General features: G+C 55.3%; 14 protein-coding genes. 7 read left to right on the forward strand and 7 right to left on the reverse strand.

The features are described 5' to 3' along the window. The first annotated feature begins 42 nt into the window (after positions 1-42). The 3 genes from QZ487_RS08420 (at position 43) to QZ487_RS08430 (ending at position 5,557) form a co-directional block, all read left to right on the forward strand. The gene (locus QZ487_RS08420) at positions 43-1,839 is read left to right on the forward strand and encodes a TonB-dependent receptor (protein WP_296024264.1); all 1,797 of its coding nucleotides are present in this window, start codon (positions 43-45) and stop codon (positions 1,837-1,839) included. Then, a complete protein-coding gene (locus tag QZ487_RS08425; RefSeq protein ID WP_296024266.1) occupies positions 1,836-3,425 on the forward strand; it encodes a TonB-dependent receptor in 1,590 nt (529 codons plus the stop codon). The genes QZ487_RS08420 and QZ487_RS08425 overlap by 4 nt, the downstream gene beginning before the upstream one ends. A gap of 140 nt (positions 3,426-3,565) precedes the next feature. Next, the gene (locus tag QZ487_RS08430) at positions 3,566-5,557 is read left to right on the forward strand and encodes a prolyl oligopeptidase family serine peptidase (protein ID WP_285975646.1); all 1,992 of its coding nucleotides are present in this window, start codon (positions 3,566-3,568) and stop codon (positions 5,555-5,557) included. A 68-nt stretch (positions 5,558-5,625) separates the two neighbouring features. Here QZ487_RS08430 and QZ487_RS08435 read toward each other — a convergent pair whose 3' ends face one another. Then, positions 5,626-7,005 (reverse strand): putative 2OG-Fe(II) oxygenase, encoded by a 1,380-nt coding sequence (locus tag QZ487_RS08435; RefSeq protein WP_285975645.1) that lies wholly within the window; start codon positions 7,003-7,005, stop codon positions 5,626-5,628. 138 nt (positions 7,006-7,143) lie between these two features. Between QZ487_RS08435 and QZ487_RS08440 the strand changes: the two genes are divergently transcribed. The 4 genes from QZ487_RS08440 (at position 7,144) to QZ487_RS08455 (ending at position 10,918) form a co-directional block, all read left to right on the forward strand. Further along, on the forward strand, positions 7,144-8,316 hold the full coding sequence (locus QZ487_RS08440) for an acetyl-CoA C-acetyltransferase (protein ID WP_296024268.1): 1,173 nt from the start codon (positions 7,144-7,146) through the stop codon (positions 8,314-8,316). A gap of 26 nt (positions 8,317-8,342) precedes the next feature. Further along, positions 8,343-9,128 carry an SDR family NAD(P)-dependent oxidoreductase gene (locus tag QZ487_RS08445; RefSeq protein ID WP_285975643.1) on the forward strand — a complete coding sequence of 262 codons (786 nt, stop codon included), beginning with the start codon at positions 8,343-8,345 and terminating at the stop codon, positions 9,126-9,128. Positions 9,129-9,459: 331 nt separating this feature from the next. After that, a complete protein-coding gene (locus QZ487_RS08450; RefSeq protein ID WP_296024270.1) occupies positions 9,460-10,332 on the forward strand; it encodes a crotonase/enoyl-CoA hydratase family protein in 873 nt (290 codons plus the stop codon). A gap of 82 nt (positions 10,333-10,414) precedes the next feature. Next, positions 10,415-10,918, forward strand: coding sequence for a MarR family winged helix-turn-helix transcriptional regulator (locus QZ487_RS08455; RefSeq protein WP_296024272.1), 504 nt, complete (start codon positions 10,415-10,417; stop codon positions 10,916-10,918). 57 nt (positions 10,919-10,975) lie between these two features. Here the strand turns inward: QZ487_RS08455 and QZ487_RS08460 are convergent, their stop codons facing one another. From QZ487_RS08460 to cpaB, 6 genes are all read right to left on the reverse strand, one after another. After that, complete coding sequence (locus QZ487_RS08460) at positions 10,976-11,974, reverse strand: type II secretion system F family protein (protein ID WP_285975640.1); 999 nt, start codon at positions 11,972-11,974, stop codon at positions 10,976-10,978. 18 nt (positions 11,975-11,992) lie between these two features. After that, a complete protein-coding gene (locus QZ487_RS08465) occupies positions 11,993-12,964 on the reverse strand; it encodes a type II secretion system F family protein (RefSeq protein WP_296024274.1) in 972 nt (323 codons plus the stop codon). 96 nt (positions 12,965-13,060) lie between these two features. Continuing rightward, on the reverse strand, positions 13,061-14,347 hold the full coding sequence (locus QZ487_RS08470) for a pilus assembly protein CpaE (protein WP_296024276.1): 1,287 nt from the start codon (positions 14,345-14,347) through the stop codon (positions 13,061-13,063). Positions 14,348-14,350: 3 nt separating this feature from the next. Next, the gene (locus QZ487_RS08475) at positions 14,351-14,995 is read right to left on the reverse strand and encodes a CpaD family pilus assembly protein (protein WP_296024277.1); all 645 of its coding nucleotides are present in this window, start codon (positions 14,993-14,995) and stop codon (positions 14,351-14,353) included. A gap of 18 nt (positions 14,996-15,013) precedes the next feature. Then, entirely contained in the window at positions 15,014-16,579 is a 1,566-nt protein-coding gene (locus QZ487_RS08480; RefSeq protein ID WP_296024280.1) for a type II and III secretion system protein family protein, read from the reverse strand. Between the two features lie 11 nt (positions 16,580-16,590). Further along, positions 16,591-17,658 carry a Flp pilus assembly protein CpaB gene (cpaB, locus tag QZ487_RS08485; RefSeq protein ID WP_296024281.1) on the reverse strand — a complete coding sequence of 356 codons (1,068 nt, stop codon included), beginning with the start codon at positions 17,656-17,658 and terminating at the stop codon, positions 16,591-16,593. Positions 17,659-17,701: the final 43 nt, after the last annotated feature.

Consider the following 17,701-nt stretch of genomic DNA (forward strand, 5'->3'; position numbering starts at 1 on the left):
TGTCTGATAAGGGCGGTTCCAGTTGTCGCGACTGGAGTAAACATGAAAAAGTTTCAAAGTAATTCAGTGAAGGCCCTTGCCTTCTCAGCCTCGGCTATTGCCTTTGCAATCGCTGGTCCTGCTCAAGCGCAGGATGCAGACGGTGAAGAAGCGCAAGAAGAGGAAAGCGTTGATGTCACCGAAGAGGGTGAGACAGCGCAAGCGCCGCAAGGCGGCATCGTTGTTACTGGTTCGCGTATCCGCCGTGATACTTATACCAGCATTTCGCCGATTCAGGTTCTCAACACGGAAGCATCCAATAACGTTGGCTTGTTTGATCCTTCTCAGATCCTGCAGCGTGATGAATCAGCTGCAGGTACGCAAATTGATGCGACATTCCAGGGTTTTGTGCTGGACAACGGTCCAGGCTCGCAAACGCTGAACCTACGCGGCCTTGGCGCTGACCGCACGCTTCTTTTGATCAATGGCCGCCGACTCGCACCGGCGGGTGTAGAAGGCGCGCCAACCAATCCATCGATCAACCTGATCCCGGGATCGCTAGTCGAACGCTATGACTTGCTGCTCGACGGTGCGTCGTCGGTGTATGGTTCAGACGCTGTCGCTGGTGTGGGTAACGTTATCCTGCGCAAGGACTTCGATGGCCTTGAACTATTTGCACGCGGCGATGTAAACCCACAGGGCGCTGGTGAAGACTACACGATTAGTGCTGCTTACGGCCTAAACACAGACCGTGGCTTCTTCGGCATCGGTGCCGAATATGACTATCGCGACGCAATCCGTCTGCGTGATCGCGATTTCTTCGATGGTTGTAACACTCACCTTGAAGTCGACCAGGACGGTAATATCTATACATTGGGTGTGCGCGACAATGCGAGCGTTCAGGATCGTACACCCGGCGTGTCTGTAGCCGAGACCGAATGTAAGGTTGGCGGCATTTCTGGCCGTATTTTCCAGCCGTTTGCACGTTTCGGCTCTGTCTATTTCCCAGGCAACGGCAATATCGCAAACATCCCTGGTTTGGGTTATGGTGAGTCCACTGATGCATTTGGCGTTGATCTCGACACCGATGGCGATGGTATCCGCGACGTTGACTTCCAGAATGTGAACACCAACGGTGCATTGCCAGAGCAGACGTTCCTCAGTGAACAAAAGCTCTACAACGTGATGGCCTATGGTGAGTATACTTTCCCGGGAGCGGGTAATATCACACCGTTCTTCGAGGCGAATTACTCACGAGCAGAGATCAAGGCGACTGACACGGGCTATCCTCAGATTTTCCCGAGTGTTCCAGACCTCAACCAGTTTAACCCGTGTAACTTCCTTACTGGAAGCGGTGTTGACTGCCGTGCCGCCGACAACGAACTGCAGGGGCTCACGGGTACTTCTTTAGCTCTGTCATCGGGCTTTACGCTCCCAACAACTCCAATCGCTTCAATCCGTGGCGACCGGAACAATACTGATGTGACGCAAGAGCAGTATCGCGGCGTTCTTGGTGTTAAGGGTGATCTACCGGCTTTTGGTTCGAGTTGGACATGGGAAGTTTCCGGGGTCTACTCACGCTCTGAAGGTGTCTCGATCCGTAACGGCATCCGTGAAGACCGCCTTGCACTGGCGTTAGGTCTTGACCCGACAGCAGACTATGACGGTGATGGCGTGGTTGATAATACCGGCGACGGAATTGCCGACGACTATGATAACGGCGTTGACGTTTTTGGTCTTTTCGGTGATCCGCTATGGATCGGTGAGTGTAACACTGCTGGCCTCGCCAATCCTGACCTTGCCGCCCCTGACCTTGCTCAAGGCTGTGTGCCCGTAAACCTGTTCGCACCTAGCGTGTGACCGGTGCAGTTGGCGACTTCGCAAGCGCTGCGGAGCGTACTTATCTGTTTGATCAACGTCGTGTAGATACGACTTACGAACAGATGCTCTTCTCAGCGTTTCTCACGGGCGATCTTTTTGAGCTGCCTGCTGGTCCAGTCAGCGCCGTGTTTGGTGGCGAATGGCGTAAGGATAAGATTTCTACTGATCCTAACTTCCAGGCCTCCAACGGCCTTTTCTTCGGGTTCTTCTCTGACCAAGGTGCTCAGGGTAGCAAGGTTCTCCGTGAGCTCTACGGCGAAGTCAGCATCCCGCTAATCGCGGCGAAACCTCTGGTCGAAGAGCTGAACGTGGACATCGCTGGTCGTTTGACCGACGAAGAGTTCTACGGCACCAACTACACCTACTCGCTAAAAGCTGGCTGGCGTCCAGTGAGTGCGCTGCTTCTGCGTGTGACCTATGGTACCTCGTTCCGCGCGCCAAACCTGCGCGAGAACTTCCTGGCTGGTCTCTCAGGATTTAATACACTTTTTGATCCTTGCGCGGTGCCCGACGCGGCTTTTGATTCAGCTGCTGGTGGCTATTCAGCACAGGACGATCAGCGTGATCCCACCATCCTTGAGAATTGTCTCCGGGAAGGTCGTGACCCAACCCAGGTGGGTATCGACCCTGAAGGGCTGAATACTCAGCAATTCTCAAGCACAGAGATCACGTCCGGTGGTACCTTGGACATCGATCCGGAAACTTCACGTTCGATCACAGCTGGCTTCTCCTTTGAAGAAACCTTCGGTGACGGATGGGACGTTGCTCTTGGTGTGACCTACTTCGACATTAAACTGAAAGACTCGATCGTTGAACCTTCGGGTCAGTTCATCGTCAATGACTGCTTCACACGGGATGATGGCCAGCGCAGTCAGTTCTGTGACCGTATCTCGGTCGACACAGCTCCAACTGGCCGCGGTCTAGTCAGCAATGTCGCGGCGGCCTTCCTTAACCTTGATCAGGAAAGTGTTCGCGGTATCGACTTCAACGCCGATTTTGGCAAAGATGTCATGCTATTCGGTGAGAACGTTGACCTTGGTCTTAATATCCGTGCGAACAACCTGTTGGAGCGTAGCTCGCTCTTCACGAATGATGACGGCACGGTCACTTTTGACGACGATGCCGGCGAGTTCGGCCTGCCAAAATGGACGGGTCGTGCGACGTTCACCGCCGACGTCAGTGATTTCAGGTTGACATACCAGTTGCGCTACACCGGCAAGGTAGAGCAAGACTCGGATGGTATCGACGAGTTTGACGATGCTTTTGGTAGCCTTGGTACCGGTTTCTTCTCAGACACATGTACCGGCAACGGCACGGCTAACGTACCTGGAGATGGGCGCTTCTGCCGTGACGTAGGCTTTGCGAAGGAGCAATTCCTGCACACTGCATCGATTCGCTACAGCGCTGACAAGTGGAGCCTGTTGGTAGGTGTTGACAATATCTTCGACACTGCTCCGCCCTTGGTTGACAGCGACGAAGTGCTTGCCATCAACAACGTTGCGATCGGTAATGGTTACGATTACGATGGTCGTGAGATCTTCGCATCGTTTAGCTATCAGTTCTAGTTGCAAAGAAGCTAAGCTAATCAAAAAAAAGGGCTTCGCCACTCTTGTGGCGGGGCCCTTTTGTTCTTAGCATGATCTTGGTCTAAATATCCTTTTGAGTGAGTTGAAAGATGCGAATCAAATCCCCCTTGGTCGCGGGTATGGTTGGAGCCGCGGCGCTACTTCTGTCTCCGACCTCAGATACCGTTCAAGCGCAGTCCAACGCGCAAGTTGCCAGTGATACAATTCCGGTTGAAATCTGGTCTCTGAGAAGCGTTGTGAATGCGGTTCAGATTTCGCCTGACGGAAAGCACATCTTGGTTCACAAGACTGAGAGTCGTGAAGGTGATTACCTTCTCGAAATCTACAAGACTGACGATTTGCTCTCAGGGGATCCGCAGCCCTATCGTCGCCTCAATGCGAGCCCCATGGAAATTATTAGTGCGTCCTGGGTGACAGACAATCACATTTTCGGCACTGCCTGGCAGGTAAATCGAGACCGTGTGACGCGGCCGGAAGCAGACATCCGCGATTATAAGAGTTTCTCTTACAATCTCGAAGAGAACAAATTCAATAATATCGATGGTAACTTCGGAATTGTCGAATTGCTACCCAACGAGCCAGATACGATTTTGATATCTCAGGGCCGTGCAGTTTCCGATGGACTTGGTGTTGATCCTTTTTCTGCATTTCGACCGCAGGCGTACTACCGATTCAATTTGAATACGGGGGGACGTTCTCTCCAGATTAAGGGAAATGAGAAAACCCCGTCAATCACCTTTGATAACGCCGGGAACCCGCGTTTTTCTCAATCGGTTGATCCAGGTACGAACGAGCTGGTTTCTTACTACAGATTGCCAGGCGAAAGTTCCTGGAAAGAACTCGATCAACGCTATGATTATGATGACCACGAAAACCTTTATCGCGTGCTCAGCGGTTTCATGGGGCTAGCTGGATTTGATCCAAATAATCCAAATATTGGTTACATGATCGATAACCGTGGTGAAGATAAGGCTGCGCTGTGGGAGTTTGACTTCACCACCGGGCAGTTCGGCAAGAAGCTTTTCCAGTCCGAAACGTCAGATGTGATGGGCATTCGTCTGCATTCCGTACCAGGTAATGATCACCTTGCCGGTGCGATGTATCCAGATTGGCGGATGGAAACTCACTGGTTTGATGAGGAAGAAAAGGCACTCTACGAAGCTTTGGAGCAACAAATTCCATATGCGCATCAAATCAGCGTATCTAGTCGATCACGCGACGGGAAACGGATGATTGTGACAAACCGCGGGCCGCGCGATCCGGGTTCATACTATCTCATAACTGAGGCGGGGATCGCTAAATTGGGCAGCCGGAACCCATTGATAAATCCGGATCAGCTCAATGATGTTGAGTTCATCTGGTATACCGCACGCGATGGGCTGAAGATCCCTGCTTACGTAACTGTACCGAAGGGTGAGGGGCCACATCCGCTAGTGGTTCAGCATAACGGCGGCCCCCATGTAAATGGTATGGTTTCGTTCGATGAATGGGGTCAAATGTTGGCAAATGCTGGCTACATGGTGCTTTACCCGAACAACCGGATCTCGACCGGCTGGGGCCAGCGTCACTTCGATGCGGGCTACGGCCAGCATGGACTGGCTATGCAGGATGACAAAGACGACGGTGTAAAAGCTCTCATTGAAGCTGGATGGGTAGATCCGGATCGTGTTGCCTTTTTCGGTTGGTCATACGGCGGCCAGGCTGCGTTGTACGCCGCAACGAACAAGGCAGGACTCTATCAATGCGCGATTGCTGGTGCAGCAGTCGCCGATGCGGAGAAGCAATATTATGGTCGCCGCAATACCCAATTTAAGGCGCTTGACGATTGGTCTAAGGCCCGCGGTGGGCTTGTCGGTATCAACCCAATCGACGAGGTCGATAATGTAAGCATCCCGCTGCTGATGGTACATCCCAAACAGGATCGCCGTGTGATGTATTATCACTTCGAGGATTATAAGAAGGCGATCGAGAAGGCGGGCAAGGACGCGCAGTTTATGACGATTGATGGCGCGGACCACTTCTCGAACACACACATGTACAGCCACCAGGAACAGTTCAATACGAAGTTGCTCGACTTTCTTCGCAATGACTGCGGACCGGATGGTCTCTAAGAATTAGGCGCAAGTCGCTTGGATAAAGGGCCCGTCTCTGCGAGGAGGCGGGCCTTTTGTTTGTCAACTCAGCTGACTGCGACAGCGTCGAATGCCACCGACATGCGTCGGCCCGACCGGAATGGCCGCGTACCATGATAAAGTGTACTTGGGAAAAGTGCGAGATAACCTGCCTTGGGTTCAATGGTTGCGAGTGGGCCCATATCCAGCATCAGATCATCCGGCGGGCGTCCAATCTCCAACCAGCCTGCTTGCTCGTCGTCTCCAGTCCACTGGGCCGGAACATCGACATAAAGGGCGGAACTGATGACGCCAGCAGGGTGGATGTGCGACTTGTGATGATCTCCGCCTCCGGAAAGGCGAACTGACCACGACCCCGCGAGTTGCCATTGCGTATCCCGATGGCAAAGTAAGGGGTGGCTTTTGTCATAGAGCGGCAGGGCAACTTGATAGTCTTCTAATGTCGCTTCGATCGCGTGCTTGAGCGCACCGAGCTCAGGCTCCAATCGATCAAACAGATTACCCCGAGTTTGCGTTCCTCCTCGCAGAGATTGACCGATTGGCATGGATGCGGCGTCATGGAGTTCATGCAAGAGCGGCAAAGCCGCATCGAGTGCTCCGGCTTCATCTCTCATTTCGATCCGTGATACAAAGTTGTCCTGGTCATGCAGCCAATCGGATCTTGCCTTGTCTGTCGCGCGCCAGACCAACCCCTGCAGCGCCCACGCGGCGATATCACCCCCATCTGCCGCCAACGCCTTGACCAATAGATCCTCAGAGAGATCGAATTCACCTCGACGAATTCGGTGGCGTGCCTCGTTGCGCTGCCGTTCGGCAGTGTCGAGTGTCAAACCCGCGAATATCTGATCGGCAATGCTCAGCTCGCCCGATGCGCTTACGTTCGAAGCGTGCATCAAGCCGAATACCGCTTCGTTTGGGAATGCTTTCGCGGCTTGTCCAGCGACCTCAGCGGCATCCGCGAAGCGATCCAGCGCAGCCAACTGGTTTATCCAGTCATAGAGGATGTTGGGGTCGCGAGGCGCCTTGCGCGCAGCAGAAGCATAGTGGCCGGAAAAATCGCTATCGCCGCGCGCAACACGCAATTGCGCCAGGAACCGCAATCCTTCCAACCAGTTAGGAGCCTGTTCCACGAGTTGCCGCGTAATCGCCAGCGCGCCTTTGCTGTCGCCTGTGATATCTAGTGCCTGCGCCTTGCCAAGCCATAGGTCTGCGCTGCCCGGATCAATCCCCAGGCCGCGATCGAACCAATCCAGCGTATCATCGTCCCCGCAAGCCAGGGCGATCCGTGCGCGCCCTCGTAGTGCTGCCGGGTGCTTGCTGTCCTGCTCAAGAATTGTATCGAAAGCCTCGCGCGCGCGCAACAGAGCACCCGAGCGCCTCCAGCCATCGGCTTCGGCCGCCAACCTATCCATATCGGGGGTGTTCATGCCCATCGCGCACTGTCCATTGCACTCACGCGCAATCCTGCCAAGTCTCGTCTGCGCGACAGGACAATCGCGGTTGACGCAAACGTAAAGCGTGCTTAACCCCCGTTGCCATTCGCAACGCGAGAGAGGAGAACCCCAATGCCGACAGCTTATATTGTAGACGCCGTGCGCACCGCTGGTGGCCGAAGGGGAGGGCGCCTTGCCGGCGTGCATCCGGTCGATCTTCTCGCCAAGTCGCTTGATGCGATTGTTGAGCGCAGCGGCGTAGATCCCAAAGCGATTGATGATGTGGTGACAGGCTGCGTCAGCCAGGCTGGCGAGCAAGCGATGCAGGTTGCCCGGATGGGCGTGCTTGCATCCAAGCTTCTTCCGCAATCGACCCCGGCCGTGACGATTGACCGCCAGTGTGGTTCCTCTCAACAGGCGATCCAATTCGCCGCGCAGGCGGTGATGAGCGGGACGCAGGACATTGTGATCGCTAGCGGCGTTGAGAGCATGACTCGGGTTCCCATGGGCACCAATGCCACCTTCCACATGAAAGAAGGGCTGGGCCATTACAAATCGCCGGGCCTCGAAGAAAAATATCCCGGCATTCAGTTCAGCCAGTTCATGGGCGCGGAAATGATTGCGAAGAAGCATGACTTTTCCAAGGATATGCTCGACCAGTTCAGTCTGGACAGCCACAAAAAGGCCATTGCAGCGACCGAAGCGGGCGCGTTCGATAGTGAGATCGTGCCAATCGAGATCGACACGCCTGAAGGCGAGGAGATGCACAGGGTGGATGAGGGCATCCGCTTCGATGTGACACTGGAAGGAATTGCCGGCGTTAAACTGCTGGCGCCCGATGGCCGTGTGACCGCCGCCTCTGCCAGTCAGATCTGCGATGGATCATCTGCTGTGTTGGTAGTGAGCGAGCAGGCACTGAAAGCGCATGGCCTTACGCCGATGGCTCGCATACACAACCTCACTGTGACCGCTGGCGATCCCGTGATCATGTTGGAAGAGCCGCTGTTCGCGACTGACCGGGCGCTCGAACGCGCTGGAATGAAGATCGAGGACATCGATCTTTACGAAGTGAACGAAGCTTTTGCGCCTGTTCCGATGGCGTGGCTCAAGCACACCGGCGCTGATCCGGACAAGCTGAACCTCCATGGCGGCGCGATTGCGCTGGGCCACCCGCTTGGCGCATCGGGCACCAAGCTTATGGCGACACTCGTCCATGCGCTGAGGCGTCACGGCAAGAAATACGGCCTTCAGACGATGTGTGAAGGCGGCGGCGTTGCCAATGTCACCATCATCGAAGCGCTTTAAACCCCGAAATCTGAGAGGAATATCTGATGGAAGTCTCTGCAAACACCCCAGCTGTTGTCACAGGCGGCGCGTCTGGTCTTGGTGAAGCAACCGCGCGCGCACTCGCGGCCAAAGGTGCGAAAGTCGCGATCTTCGACATGAACGAAGAGAAGGGCGAAGCTGTTGCAGCCGATATTGGCGGCGTGTTCTGCAAGGTCAATGTGACCAGCGATGACGACGTGGATGCAGGCTTTGCCAAGGCGCGCGAAGCGCACGGGCAAGAGCGTATTCTGGTGAATTGCGCAGGTATCGGCAATGCAATCAAAACTGCGAGCCGCGACAAGCAGACGGGCGAAATCAAACATTTCCCGATCAGCGCGTTCGACTTTGTCATTCAAGTCAACCTGATCGGCACGTTTCGGTGCATCGCGAAGTCTGCAGCAGGCATGATGGCGCTTGACCCGATGAATGAAGAGGGCGCCCGCGGCGCTATCGTCAACACCGCTTCGGTTGCCGCTGAAGACGGTCAGATTGGCCAAGCGGCTTACTCAGCGTCAAAAGGCGGCGTTGTTGGCATGACGTTGCCAATTGCACGTGATCTGATGCGCGAAGGAATTCGCGTCAACACGATCCTGCCTGGTATCTTCAACACGCCGCTGATGAATGCAGCACCGCCGCAGGTTAAGGAAGCGCTGGCAGCCAGCGTGCCATTCCCCAAGCGCCTCGGTTATCCCGAAGAATATGCGAAGCTCGCGATGACCATGATCGAAACCGGCTATTTCAACGGTGAAGACGTCCGGCTCGATGGAGCTATCAGAATGGCGCCTCGTTAAGCGTAACAGCGAACTCAGGATGTCAAACGCCGTCCGCGCCCAATGTGGTGCAGGCGGCGTTATCGTTTGACCGATCAATCTGGAGGATTCTGTTGCTGGACGAATCCGGCTGACGCGCGCTGCATGACAATGCGGCTCTTGGTAAAAGTGCGTCAGTCGCCTTCTATCCTACTCGGTCGGCATTGCCCTATCGCTTTTGGCCGTGACATTGCGTGACCAAAACTTCCATTGTCCTGCACCAGATATCGGCAGAATGCGGGCGGGTTTCTTCTTGCCTTAGGACAGTGTTCCATGTGTTCCAAGCTGAAGGATTTGACGGAGAGAAAAAGACATGAACGATTACACGCAGATACTGGTCGACAAGGCTGATGGGATTGCGACGATCACGCTCAACCGCCCGGAAAAGATGAATGCCTACACGCGCATCATGGGCGAAGAGATCATGGCTGCCATGGATGACATCGACGTCGACGACAGCGTGCGCGCGGTTATCTTTACAGGAAGCGGTGATCGCGCATTCTGCGCAGGCGCCGATCTGACACCTGAGGGGGGAGGGCATGTGTTCTCTGACCCCTCCGAAGTTGAGGACTTGTCTGATCCCAAAGTGCGCGATGGCGGCGGTCTGCTTACACTGCGTTTGTTCGAAAGCAAGAAGCCGCTGATCTCTGCCTGCAATGGCGTGGCAGTGGGCGTCGGTGCAACCATGCAGCTGGCTATGGATATCAGGCTTGCGAGCGAGAATGCACGGTATGGTTTCGTGTTTGCCCGGCGTGGAATCGTGCCGGAAGCGTGCTCCAGCTGGTTCCTGCCGAAACTTGTCGGAATCAGCCAGGCATTGGAATGGTGCTACACTGGGCGCATATTTGATGCAGAAGAGGCGCGTAATGGTGGATTGATTAAGGATATTTATTCACTATCCGAATTAATGGATGCGGCACGAGGGCTTGCTCGCGAGATTGCGGACAACACATCGGCAGTCTCGGTCGCGATGACCCGCGCCATGATGTGGCGCTTGCCTAGTGGTAGTCACCCAATGGAGGCGCACAAGATTGATAGCCGCGCGATCTACCGTCTCTCGCGAGGGGCCGATGCGAAGGAAGGTATCGCGAGCTTTCTGGAGAAACGTGCGCCACAATATCCGGGCAAGGTCAGCGAAGATATGCCGGACTTCTATCCTTGGTGGGATGCTGCCGAGTATCGCTGAAGAATCTCTTGCCGCCTCCTTGCGCGGCTCTTGCATCCCGCTATCGTTTCATGGGAAACCATAGTGATGACAACATGGAACAATGACTGACCTGATGGGAGATAACCGTGATCACGAATTGCCCGAGGGGCAATTAGAGAGCTTCTTGCCTTACCAGCTTTCGATCGCCTCGAACGCGGTAAGCAGTCTGATTGCGGAGCGGTATCACAAGCGGTTCGCTCTCAAGATCCCTGAATGGCGCGTGATCGCGGTATTAGGCGATGCGCATGCACGCGGCGCTGCATTGACCCAGCGATCGCTTACTGCGGCGACGCTGATGGACAAGGTCGCGGTGAATCGTGCGTGCAAGGTTCTGGAAGATCGCGGCCTGGTGGCTCGCGCGCCAAACAAGGATGACGGGCGCTCGCATTTTCTGCAGTTGACTGGCGAAGGCAGGGCAATTCACGAAGAGGTCATGCCACTGGCTCTTGCGACGGAGCGCGATCTGTTTGCTGATTTCGATGCTACCGAGCAGCAGCAATTTCGTTCCTTGCTTAAACGAATGCGCGGGCGGGCGGCAAATCTTGCGGAGAAGACGAACGACTAGAGCGCGGGTGCGACGACATGAATTGCCGAAACACCCGCGCCCTAGTCTTTTGCAAACCTATTGGTCTGTGAACAGCGCATCGCTGATCGAACAGGCCGCTGGCCCAAGGATCACGATGAACAGCACAGGTAGAATGAACATGATCAGCGGAATAGTCATGATAGCCGGAAGGCGTGCCGCTTTTTCCTCTGCGCGCATCATACGCTCGTTCCGGAATTCGGCAGACAGCACACGCAGCGCCGAGGCCAACGGCGTACCATAGCGCTCTGTCTGAACCATGGTGGTGACAACACCGCGCACCTGTTCCAGATCAACCCGATAGGCCAGATTATTGAACGCCGTCTTGCGCTCGCTCAGGAAGGACAACTCGATTGCGGTGAGAGCAAATTCATCGCCCAGTTCCGGATACGCGCGCCCCAATTCCTTAGCCACGCGGTTAAAGGCTGCGTCGACTGTCAAACCGGCTTCGGCACAGATGACCAACAGGTCGAGCGCGTCTGGCAAACCCTTGCGGATCTCATTTGTACGCTTTTTCGCGATATTGCCGATATAGAGCTCTGGTCCCTTGTATCCGAGGAACACCGCTGCCGCCAAAGCCATTACGCGCTTCATCTCCCAATCGGGATAGATCTCGACAACATAAAGCATCACAAAGGCTGCAAGGCCCAGGACGATCGGAAGTATGGCGCGCGCTCCGATGACGTAAACCGCAAGTTCTTTGTTGCGGATACCGGCATGGGCAAGCTTCTGCTGGATGTCCTTGATCTGGCTATCCTGCAGTACCCTCATGCCTTGAAGCTGTTGCTTGACCTTGTCAGTCTTGTCGGTCTTGCGAACGAGGCTGGTGCGCTTCTTGGCGCTTTGCGTAATGATACCGGCTTTCAGTTCGTCACGCCGATCGTTGAGCGCTCTGACGCGCCCTGCCATCGGATCTTTGATTGTGACTGCATTATAGATGGCGAACATCACCGCAAGAGCTGCGATCCCGGCCAGGATCGAGCCGACGACGATGACATCAAAGCCGAGCAGCGTGGGTCCGGATGGTGTATTCAACATGATTTCCGTTTCCCTCGCTTAGAATTCGAAACTGACCATTTTGGCCATGATGAATGCCCCGATCGACATCCAGACCATACCGCCAAGCCCTGCAACGATCAGGCGATCGTCGGTGAACAAGCCGCCCAAATATTCTGGGTTGACCATCCACACCATGATGAACACGATGAAAGGCAACGAGCCGACGATATAGGCTGAAGCTTTCGATTCCGAGCTCATGGCACGGATTTTCAGCTTCATCTGTGAGCGCTTGCGGAGTACATCCGCCAGGTTCGAGAGCGTCTCTGCCAGGTTGCCACCCGTTTCGCGCTGGATGGCCAAGGTGATGCAGAAGAAATTGAACTCAGCGATGCCAAGACGGTCTGCTGTTTCCTGGAGAGATTCCTCCATTGTCCGACCGATTTTGATGCGCTCGACAATCCCTTTGAATTCTACGCCGACTTGGCCTGGAACTTCCTGAGCAACAACGGCGAGTGTTTCAGTAACTGGCAGACCGGAGCGAAGACCGCGAACAAGCAGCTCGATCCCGTCGGGGAATTTCGCATTGAATTGGTTGGTCCGCTTCGTGATCGCAAAATTGACGACGAGATGCGGGATACCTGCACCGATCAGTATGCCCACGCCGAGCGACAACAAAAGAGCGTCGGTGCGCAAGTACAAGACCACCGCGATAAACAGCGCAAGACCAATGGAGGCATAGGCATATTGCGAAGGCGTCCAGTTCTTGCCAGTGCGATCCAGCCGTATGGCCAAGGCATCAATGCGCGACGTTGAACCGGCAACCTTATGTAGCTTTGGCTTACGCGCTGCGATCGCTTTTTTGAGCTGCGATTCAACCTTGGTGTCCGTGCTTTCAGAGTGACGATAGCGGACAGCTTCGAGGCGGCGATTGGCAGCCTTGCCAACCGATGGGCCGGCAAAGGCTACGTACCCGCCAAGAAGCAGTGCCATTATGAAGCCAACCAGCAGCAGGGTTTGAAGAATGCCCATGCGATTGTCCCGCCTTTCCTTAAATCAAATCATGCATCAGGGAAGAGTGGGGCGGCTGGACCGAAATTCGGACCCGCCACCCATGCTCATCGCTGATTACTCAGCCGGTTCCTCGGCAGGTTCCGGCTTTTCTTTCTTCGCCAGCAAAGACTTCAGATCAAAGCCGCCCAGAAACGATTTCTTGCCTTCGTCCACGCTTTTGAAATCTTCCTCGCTCGCACCCATCACGCGCTCGGCAACCTGCTTGATCGCATTGGTTGCCTTGCTTGACTGGTTTGCTTCTACGAATGGCTGTCCCAGCTTGGCAGCGTTCGCAGCGGCCTTCGCGTCGTAAGGGATGATGTAATCCACCTTTCGTTCGATCGAGTCTTCGAAGTCAGCTTTGCTGATTTCCGAAACGCCCGACTGAACTTTGTTGGCCACCACCATTGTGTGAGCATGAGCAGCGTTCGTTTTCAGCCAGGACTGAATGCGGATCGTGTCACGAGCTGACGCAAGCGTCATATCGCTGACCAGCAACACCAGGTTCACGTGTGACAGAACATGCGGGAAGTTGATCAGCATGTTACGTGGCAGATCAATCACTGTCATTTCAAACGCTTGGCGGAATTCTTCCTCCAGCTGAACGAAAGCAGCGCCATCGGTCATCAACGGCTGGTTGATCGGTGCCTCTGCCGATAGAATCGACATATTGTCATTGACACGGATCATGGCACGTTCGATGAACAGGCCGTCAATGCGGCTTGGGTTGTCAATTGCGTCTGTCAGGCCGCGGCCCGGCTCCAGATCCAGCGCCAGAGCGCCAGTGCCGAAGTGCACATCAAGATCAAGCAGCGCAGTTGGCGACTTGTGCTGTTCGCTGAACAAATAAGATAGCGAAGTAGCCAGTGTGGACGCACCCACACCGCCACGCGTTCCAATGATAGCGGTTGAGATGTGGTGCTTTACCACTTCGCCGTCCTGGTTGCGGGGCTCGGTAAAAACGGCTTGTGCCTGGTTTAGCGCGTCACGCAGCTGGCCGGCTGAAAGCGGCTTGAGCAGATAATCGTGAATCCCACTCGCAAGCAGGTCACGATAAAGGCGAACATCGTTCACCTGACCGATTGCGATCACAACAGTGCCAGGTTCGCAGACCTCGGCCAAAGCGTTGATATCATTCAGCGGGTCACCGCTTTCCGACAAGTCAACCAGCAGGATGTTCGGGCTGGCGCTGACGCTGAGTGATTGGATCGCGTTGCGCAAACCACCCTTGTTGCACTTTTCCGGCTGCCAGCCGAGCTCGATAACTACCGGACGTAGAACGTCAAGCGCAGCATCGTCGCAAATATAGGCAGCGAACGGATCACGATTGCCGGGCATTCCGGATTTCCAGGGCGCATTCATGGCTTAGTTACCTCCGGTTGCGTTTTCTGATAGGCCGCCGGCTCCGGTCGGAGCCGCATCGCGATATGTCTCGATCGCTTTGCTTGAGCTCATGATCACGGTTTCACCCGTACCCTTTTGACCTTCGATCAGGTCTTCCGGGTTTGCGATCATGGCAGCCAGGTTACTGTTGGTTGCACAGCCGTAGTTCGGGCTGGTCCCATTGTTATAGTTCATGTCGGAAGTAGCCGACCAATTTGGGCATCCCGGCACATGAGCTTTCGAACGCGTTACTATAACGCGGGCATAGCCTGGTTGTGATGCGCCAGAGGTGACCGGCGCCTCATCCGAAAGCAGTACGCCGTGGCGTCCAGCCAATTGACTGACGGCTTCGAGCACAGCATCGCTGGCGAGAGGGTCATCAATCGAAACACGATCACCATAACCCAGTTCGAGTGCTTCGAACCATCCATCGAGACGCTGCTGGTCAGCAATGCTGAGGCCGCTCTGGCTCGACTGTACGTCGAATGTGTAGTTGTTGCGCTCTACGACAGGTTGATTGACGCTGTAGAGGCTCTTGGTGGTTGGCATTCCGCCGCATGCACCCAGCGCGAGGCCGAGCGAGAGGGCGAGTGCGCCTGCTAGCTTGCTGTGATTTGCAAGGGGCATTGTTCTCACCTTTCTCAATTAGAGGTTGAAACCAGGAGTCGCGACAGCTGCGCTGCGACCCTCGTTATTTTCGTCTTCGGCACGGCGAGGCGCCACTGCATCAGGGGTCACGCCGCCCACATCAGGTGCACCGCCGCCATTGCCCGGTTGCGGGTTAGGGCGCTCACCGCCGTTTGCACCATGACTGCGGAAACCAAGGAACTGTTGCAGCTCGGTTGTCGCGTTAAAACCATCGGTTGGGAGGCGGATGTCGCGGTCGTTGACCGGCTTCACCAGATATGGAGTAACCACGATAACCAGCTCGGTCTCGCCCTTACGGAATGAGCGTGAACGGAACAGGTTGCCAAGAATTGGCATGTCACCAAGCCCTGGCGCCTTGTCGATTGTAGACTGAGCGTTGTTGTTCATCAGACCAGCAATCATGAAGCTCTGGCCTGAACCAAGCTCAACGGTTGTTTCAGCGCGGCGTGTTGTAAGCGCCGGGATCTGGAAGCCGTTGATGGTCACTGCACCTTGCGACGACAGTTCGGAGACTTCCGGACGCACACGGATCGAGATCCGGCCGTTGGAAAGCACCGTTGGTGTGTAGGCCAGGCTTACGCCATATTTACGATATTCGATCGATGTCGAACCAAGGCCCTGGCTGGTTGGGATCGGAAATTCTCCGCCCGCCAGAAATTCAGCTGTTTCGCCAGAAAGCGCGGTCAGGTTTGGCTCTGACAGAGTGGTAACAAGGCCGCTTGTTTCAGCCAGATCAAGCGCGCTGGCCAGATCAAGACCCAGGAACTTGTCGAAGCCTGAGATCGTCGTTCCCGGAGCATTTTGCTTTACAAGCGACGCACCGTCGGCAGCTTCAGTTCCACCATTGAATACCGGCCCATTGACGGTCCACCGTGGAAGGAAACCTTCACGACCAGTTGAAACGCCAAAGCGGAAGCCATCTGTGCCGTCAAAGGTGTTCAGGTTGCCACCGATCGATCGAACCAGCGAACGGCTGACCTCTGCAAAGCGAACACGCAGGTTCACTTGCAGCGGCGTGGCCATGCGCATGCGGCTGATGACATTGGTATCGTCACCAACGAATGCCTGCACAAGTCGCTCGACCTCTGAAACATCCTCAGGCGAGCCTACTGTGCCGGTCAAAAGCAGCGTGTCCGAACCCATTGTGGCGACGCTGACTTTTGCATCTGGCATAGCCAGAGCCAGCATCTGGTCGACGCTTTCGATGTTTGAACCAACGCGAATATTGGCAGACCAGATCACATCACCGCGTGCGTTACTGGCGTAGATTGTGGTTTCGCCACCGGCTTTGCCGAATACATACAGCTGACGCTGGGATTTAACCTGTACATCGGCAATAGTGTCATTGGCGATGAAAACGTCTGACATCTGACCAGGGACTGAGATCAACTGACCGCGGCCAATCGAGATCACAATTTCCTCTGCAGGTGAAGCGAAGGTTTGCGCTGTCACAGTCGTCATCGGTGCCGCAGCCAATGGCGCGAAGGCCAGGCTGGCAAGCAGCAATTTGGCAGTCAGGCGACTTTTCATGGTCTTGCCCCTCGGTTTAAAAATGCTTGTCATCGTGCCGCTCCTCACCGGATTACTGATTTGCCGGCGATAGGAACCATCTGGCCCCCGGCGCGGACGTTTTGAGCGTTTTGCAGATTGAGTGCGGTTCCAGCATTACCGAGCGTTACCTCGGAGGTGTTGCTGCCCCGCGAAACGCGAACCTTCGGACCAGGTACGATAGGGGTACCATCGGCGTTCTTAGGTTGAGCTGCTTCGATCACCGGCATTGTGCGGCGCTGGAAACGCGACACGTCACCGCCAGTGCTGACTGAAGTGCCACGCTCTGCCGGACGGTTCATTGCTGCACGCAGAATGCGCTCTTCTTCTTCCGGAGTAGCGTCATCAGGGATGACAACGTCGCCTGAAGCAATCGCGCGCTCAAGTTCTGCCTGATTGTCTGCGATTGAGCGCAGGGCGAGGCTGAGCGTGCCGATTGTCTGTGCAACGGCGACCTTCTCCGCGATTGTCGGTGTCACCTCCAAAGTAACAGTCTTGAATGCGCGAACAATGGTGCGGCCATCTTCGGTAGTTTCCTGATTGGTTGCTTGGTCAGTTGCCAACACGCGAAGATTGCGGAGAACGGTCTCTGCTGCTTTCAGAGGCTGGCCATCATCGCCGGTGACAGTTTGTGTCAGTACGAGATCAACCCGGTCACCAGGGAATACGAAGCCAGCAACGCCGGTCTTTGCAGACACTGGAACCGTCACTGCACGCATGCCTGGCCCAAGCGCCGCTGCAAGGAACCCGCGATCGCCAGGGCTCACCAAAGAGCCTTGCGTTACAGGCTCACCAGCGGTGACCGAATGCCGAACAACCGTGCCGAGCAATTGATTGATGTCTGATTCGCCATCAAGGAAGTATGCGTCCTGCACCAGCTCTTCCGGCCACTGTTGGAAGCTCAACGCGTCCGCAGTGATAATAGTGCCGGTTGGCAGTGCGCGCTGCGCCACGAGAACCTTTGGTCCTTCAGGCACAGGTGCCGCTTCAACTTCAGGTGCCGAAGATCCGGCAAACATGCTCCGAGCTGCCAATGCTGTACCGACCGCAACGACCAGTGCTAAAAGCAGCAAAACAAACTTCTTCCTATCCATGGCTAATCAAGCCCCCTAGTTCGGCCCGAAAAATTCGGGCGGG

It is taken from the genome of uncultured Altererythrobacter sp., assembly GCF_913057185.1.
Classification (GTDB): Bacteria; Pseudomonadota; Alphaproteobacteria; order Sphingomonadales; family Sphingomonadaceae; genus Erythrobacter; species Erythrobacter rubellus.

Bases quoted from the DNA above. Each gene is read 5' to 3' on its own strand.
- QZ487_RS08420 (WP_296024264.1), top strand. From the start codon at position 43: ATGAAAAAGTTTCAAAGTAATTCAGTGAAGGCCCTTGCCTTCTCAGCC.
- QZ487_RS08430 (WP_285975646.1), top strand. From the start codon at position 3,566: ATGGTTGGAGCCGCGGCGCTACTTCTGTCTCCGACCTCAGATACCGTT.
- QZ487_RS08435 (WP_285975645.1), bottom strand. From the start codon at position 7,005: ATGAACACCCCCGATATGGATAGGTTGGCGGCCGAAGCCGATGGCTGG.
- QZ487_RS08440 (WP_296024268.1), top strand. From the start codon at position 7,144: ATGCCGACAGCTTATATTGTAGACGCCGTGCGCACCGCTGGTGGCCGA.
- QZ487_RS08445 (WP_285975643.1), top strand. From the start codon at position 8,343: ATGGAAGTCTCTGCAAACACCCCAGCTGTTGTCACAGGCGGCGCGTCT.
- QZ487_RS08450 (WP_296024270.1), top strand. From the start codon at position 9,460: ATGAACGATTACACGCAGATACTGGTCGACAAGGCTGATGGGATTGCG.
- QZ487_RS08455 (WP_296024272.1), top strand. From the start codon at position 10,415: ATGACTGACCTGATGGGAGATAACCGTGATCACGAATTGCCCGAGGGG.
- QZ487_RS08460 (WP_285975640.1), bottom strand. From the start codon at position 11,974: ATGTTGAATACACCATCCGGACCCACGCTGCTCGGCTTTGATGTCATC.
- QZ487_RS08465 (WP_296024274.1), bottom strand. From the start codon at position 12,964: ATGGGCATTCTTCAAACCCTGCTGCTGGTTGGCTTCATAATGGCACTG.
- QZ487_RS08470 (WP_296024276.1), bottom strand. From the start codon at position 14,347: ATGAATGCGCCCTGGAAATCCGGAATGCCCGGCAATCGTGATCCGTTC.
- QZ487_RS08475 (WP_296024277.1), bottom strand. From the start codon at position 14,995: ATGCCCCTTGCAAATCACAGCAAGCTAGCAGGCGCACTCGCCCTCTCG.
- QZ487_RS08480 (WP_296024280.1), bottom strand. From the start codon at position 16,579: ATGACAAGCATTTTTAAACCGAGGGGCAAGACCATGAAAAGTCGCCTG.
- cpaB (WP_296024281.1), bottom strand. From the start codon at position 17,658: ATGGATAGGAAGAAGTTTGTTTTGCTGCTTTTAGCACTGGTCGTTGCG.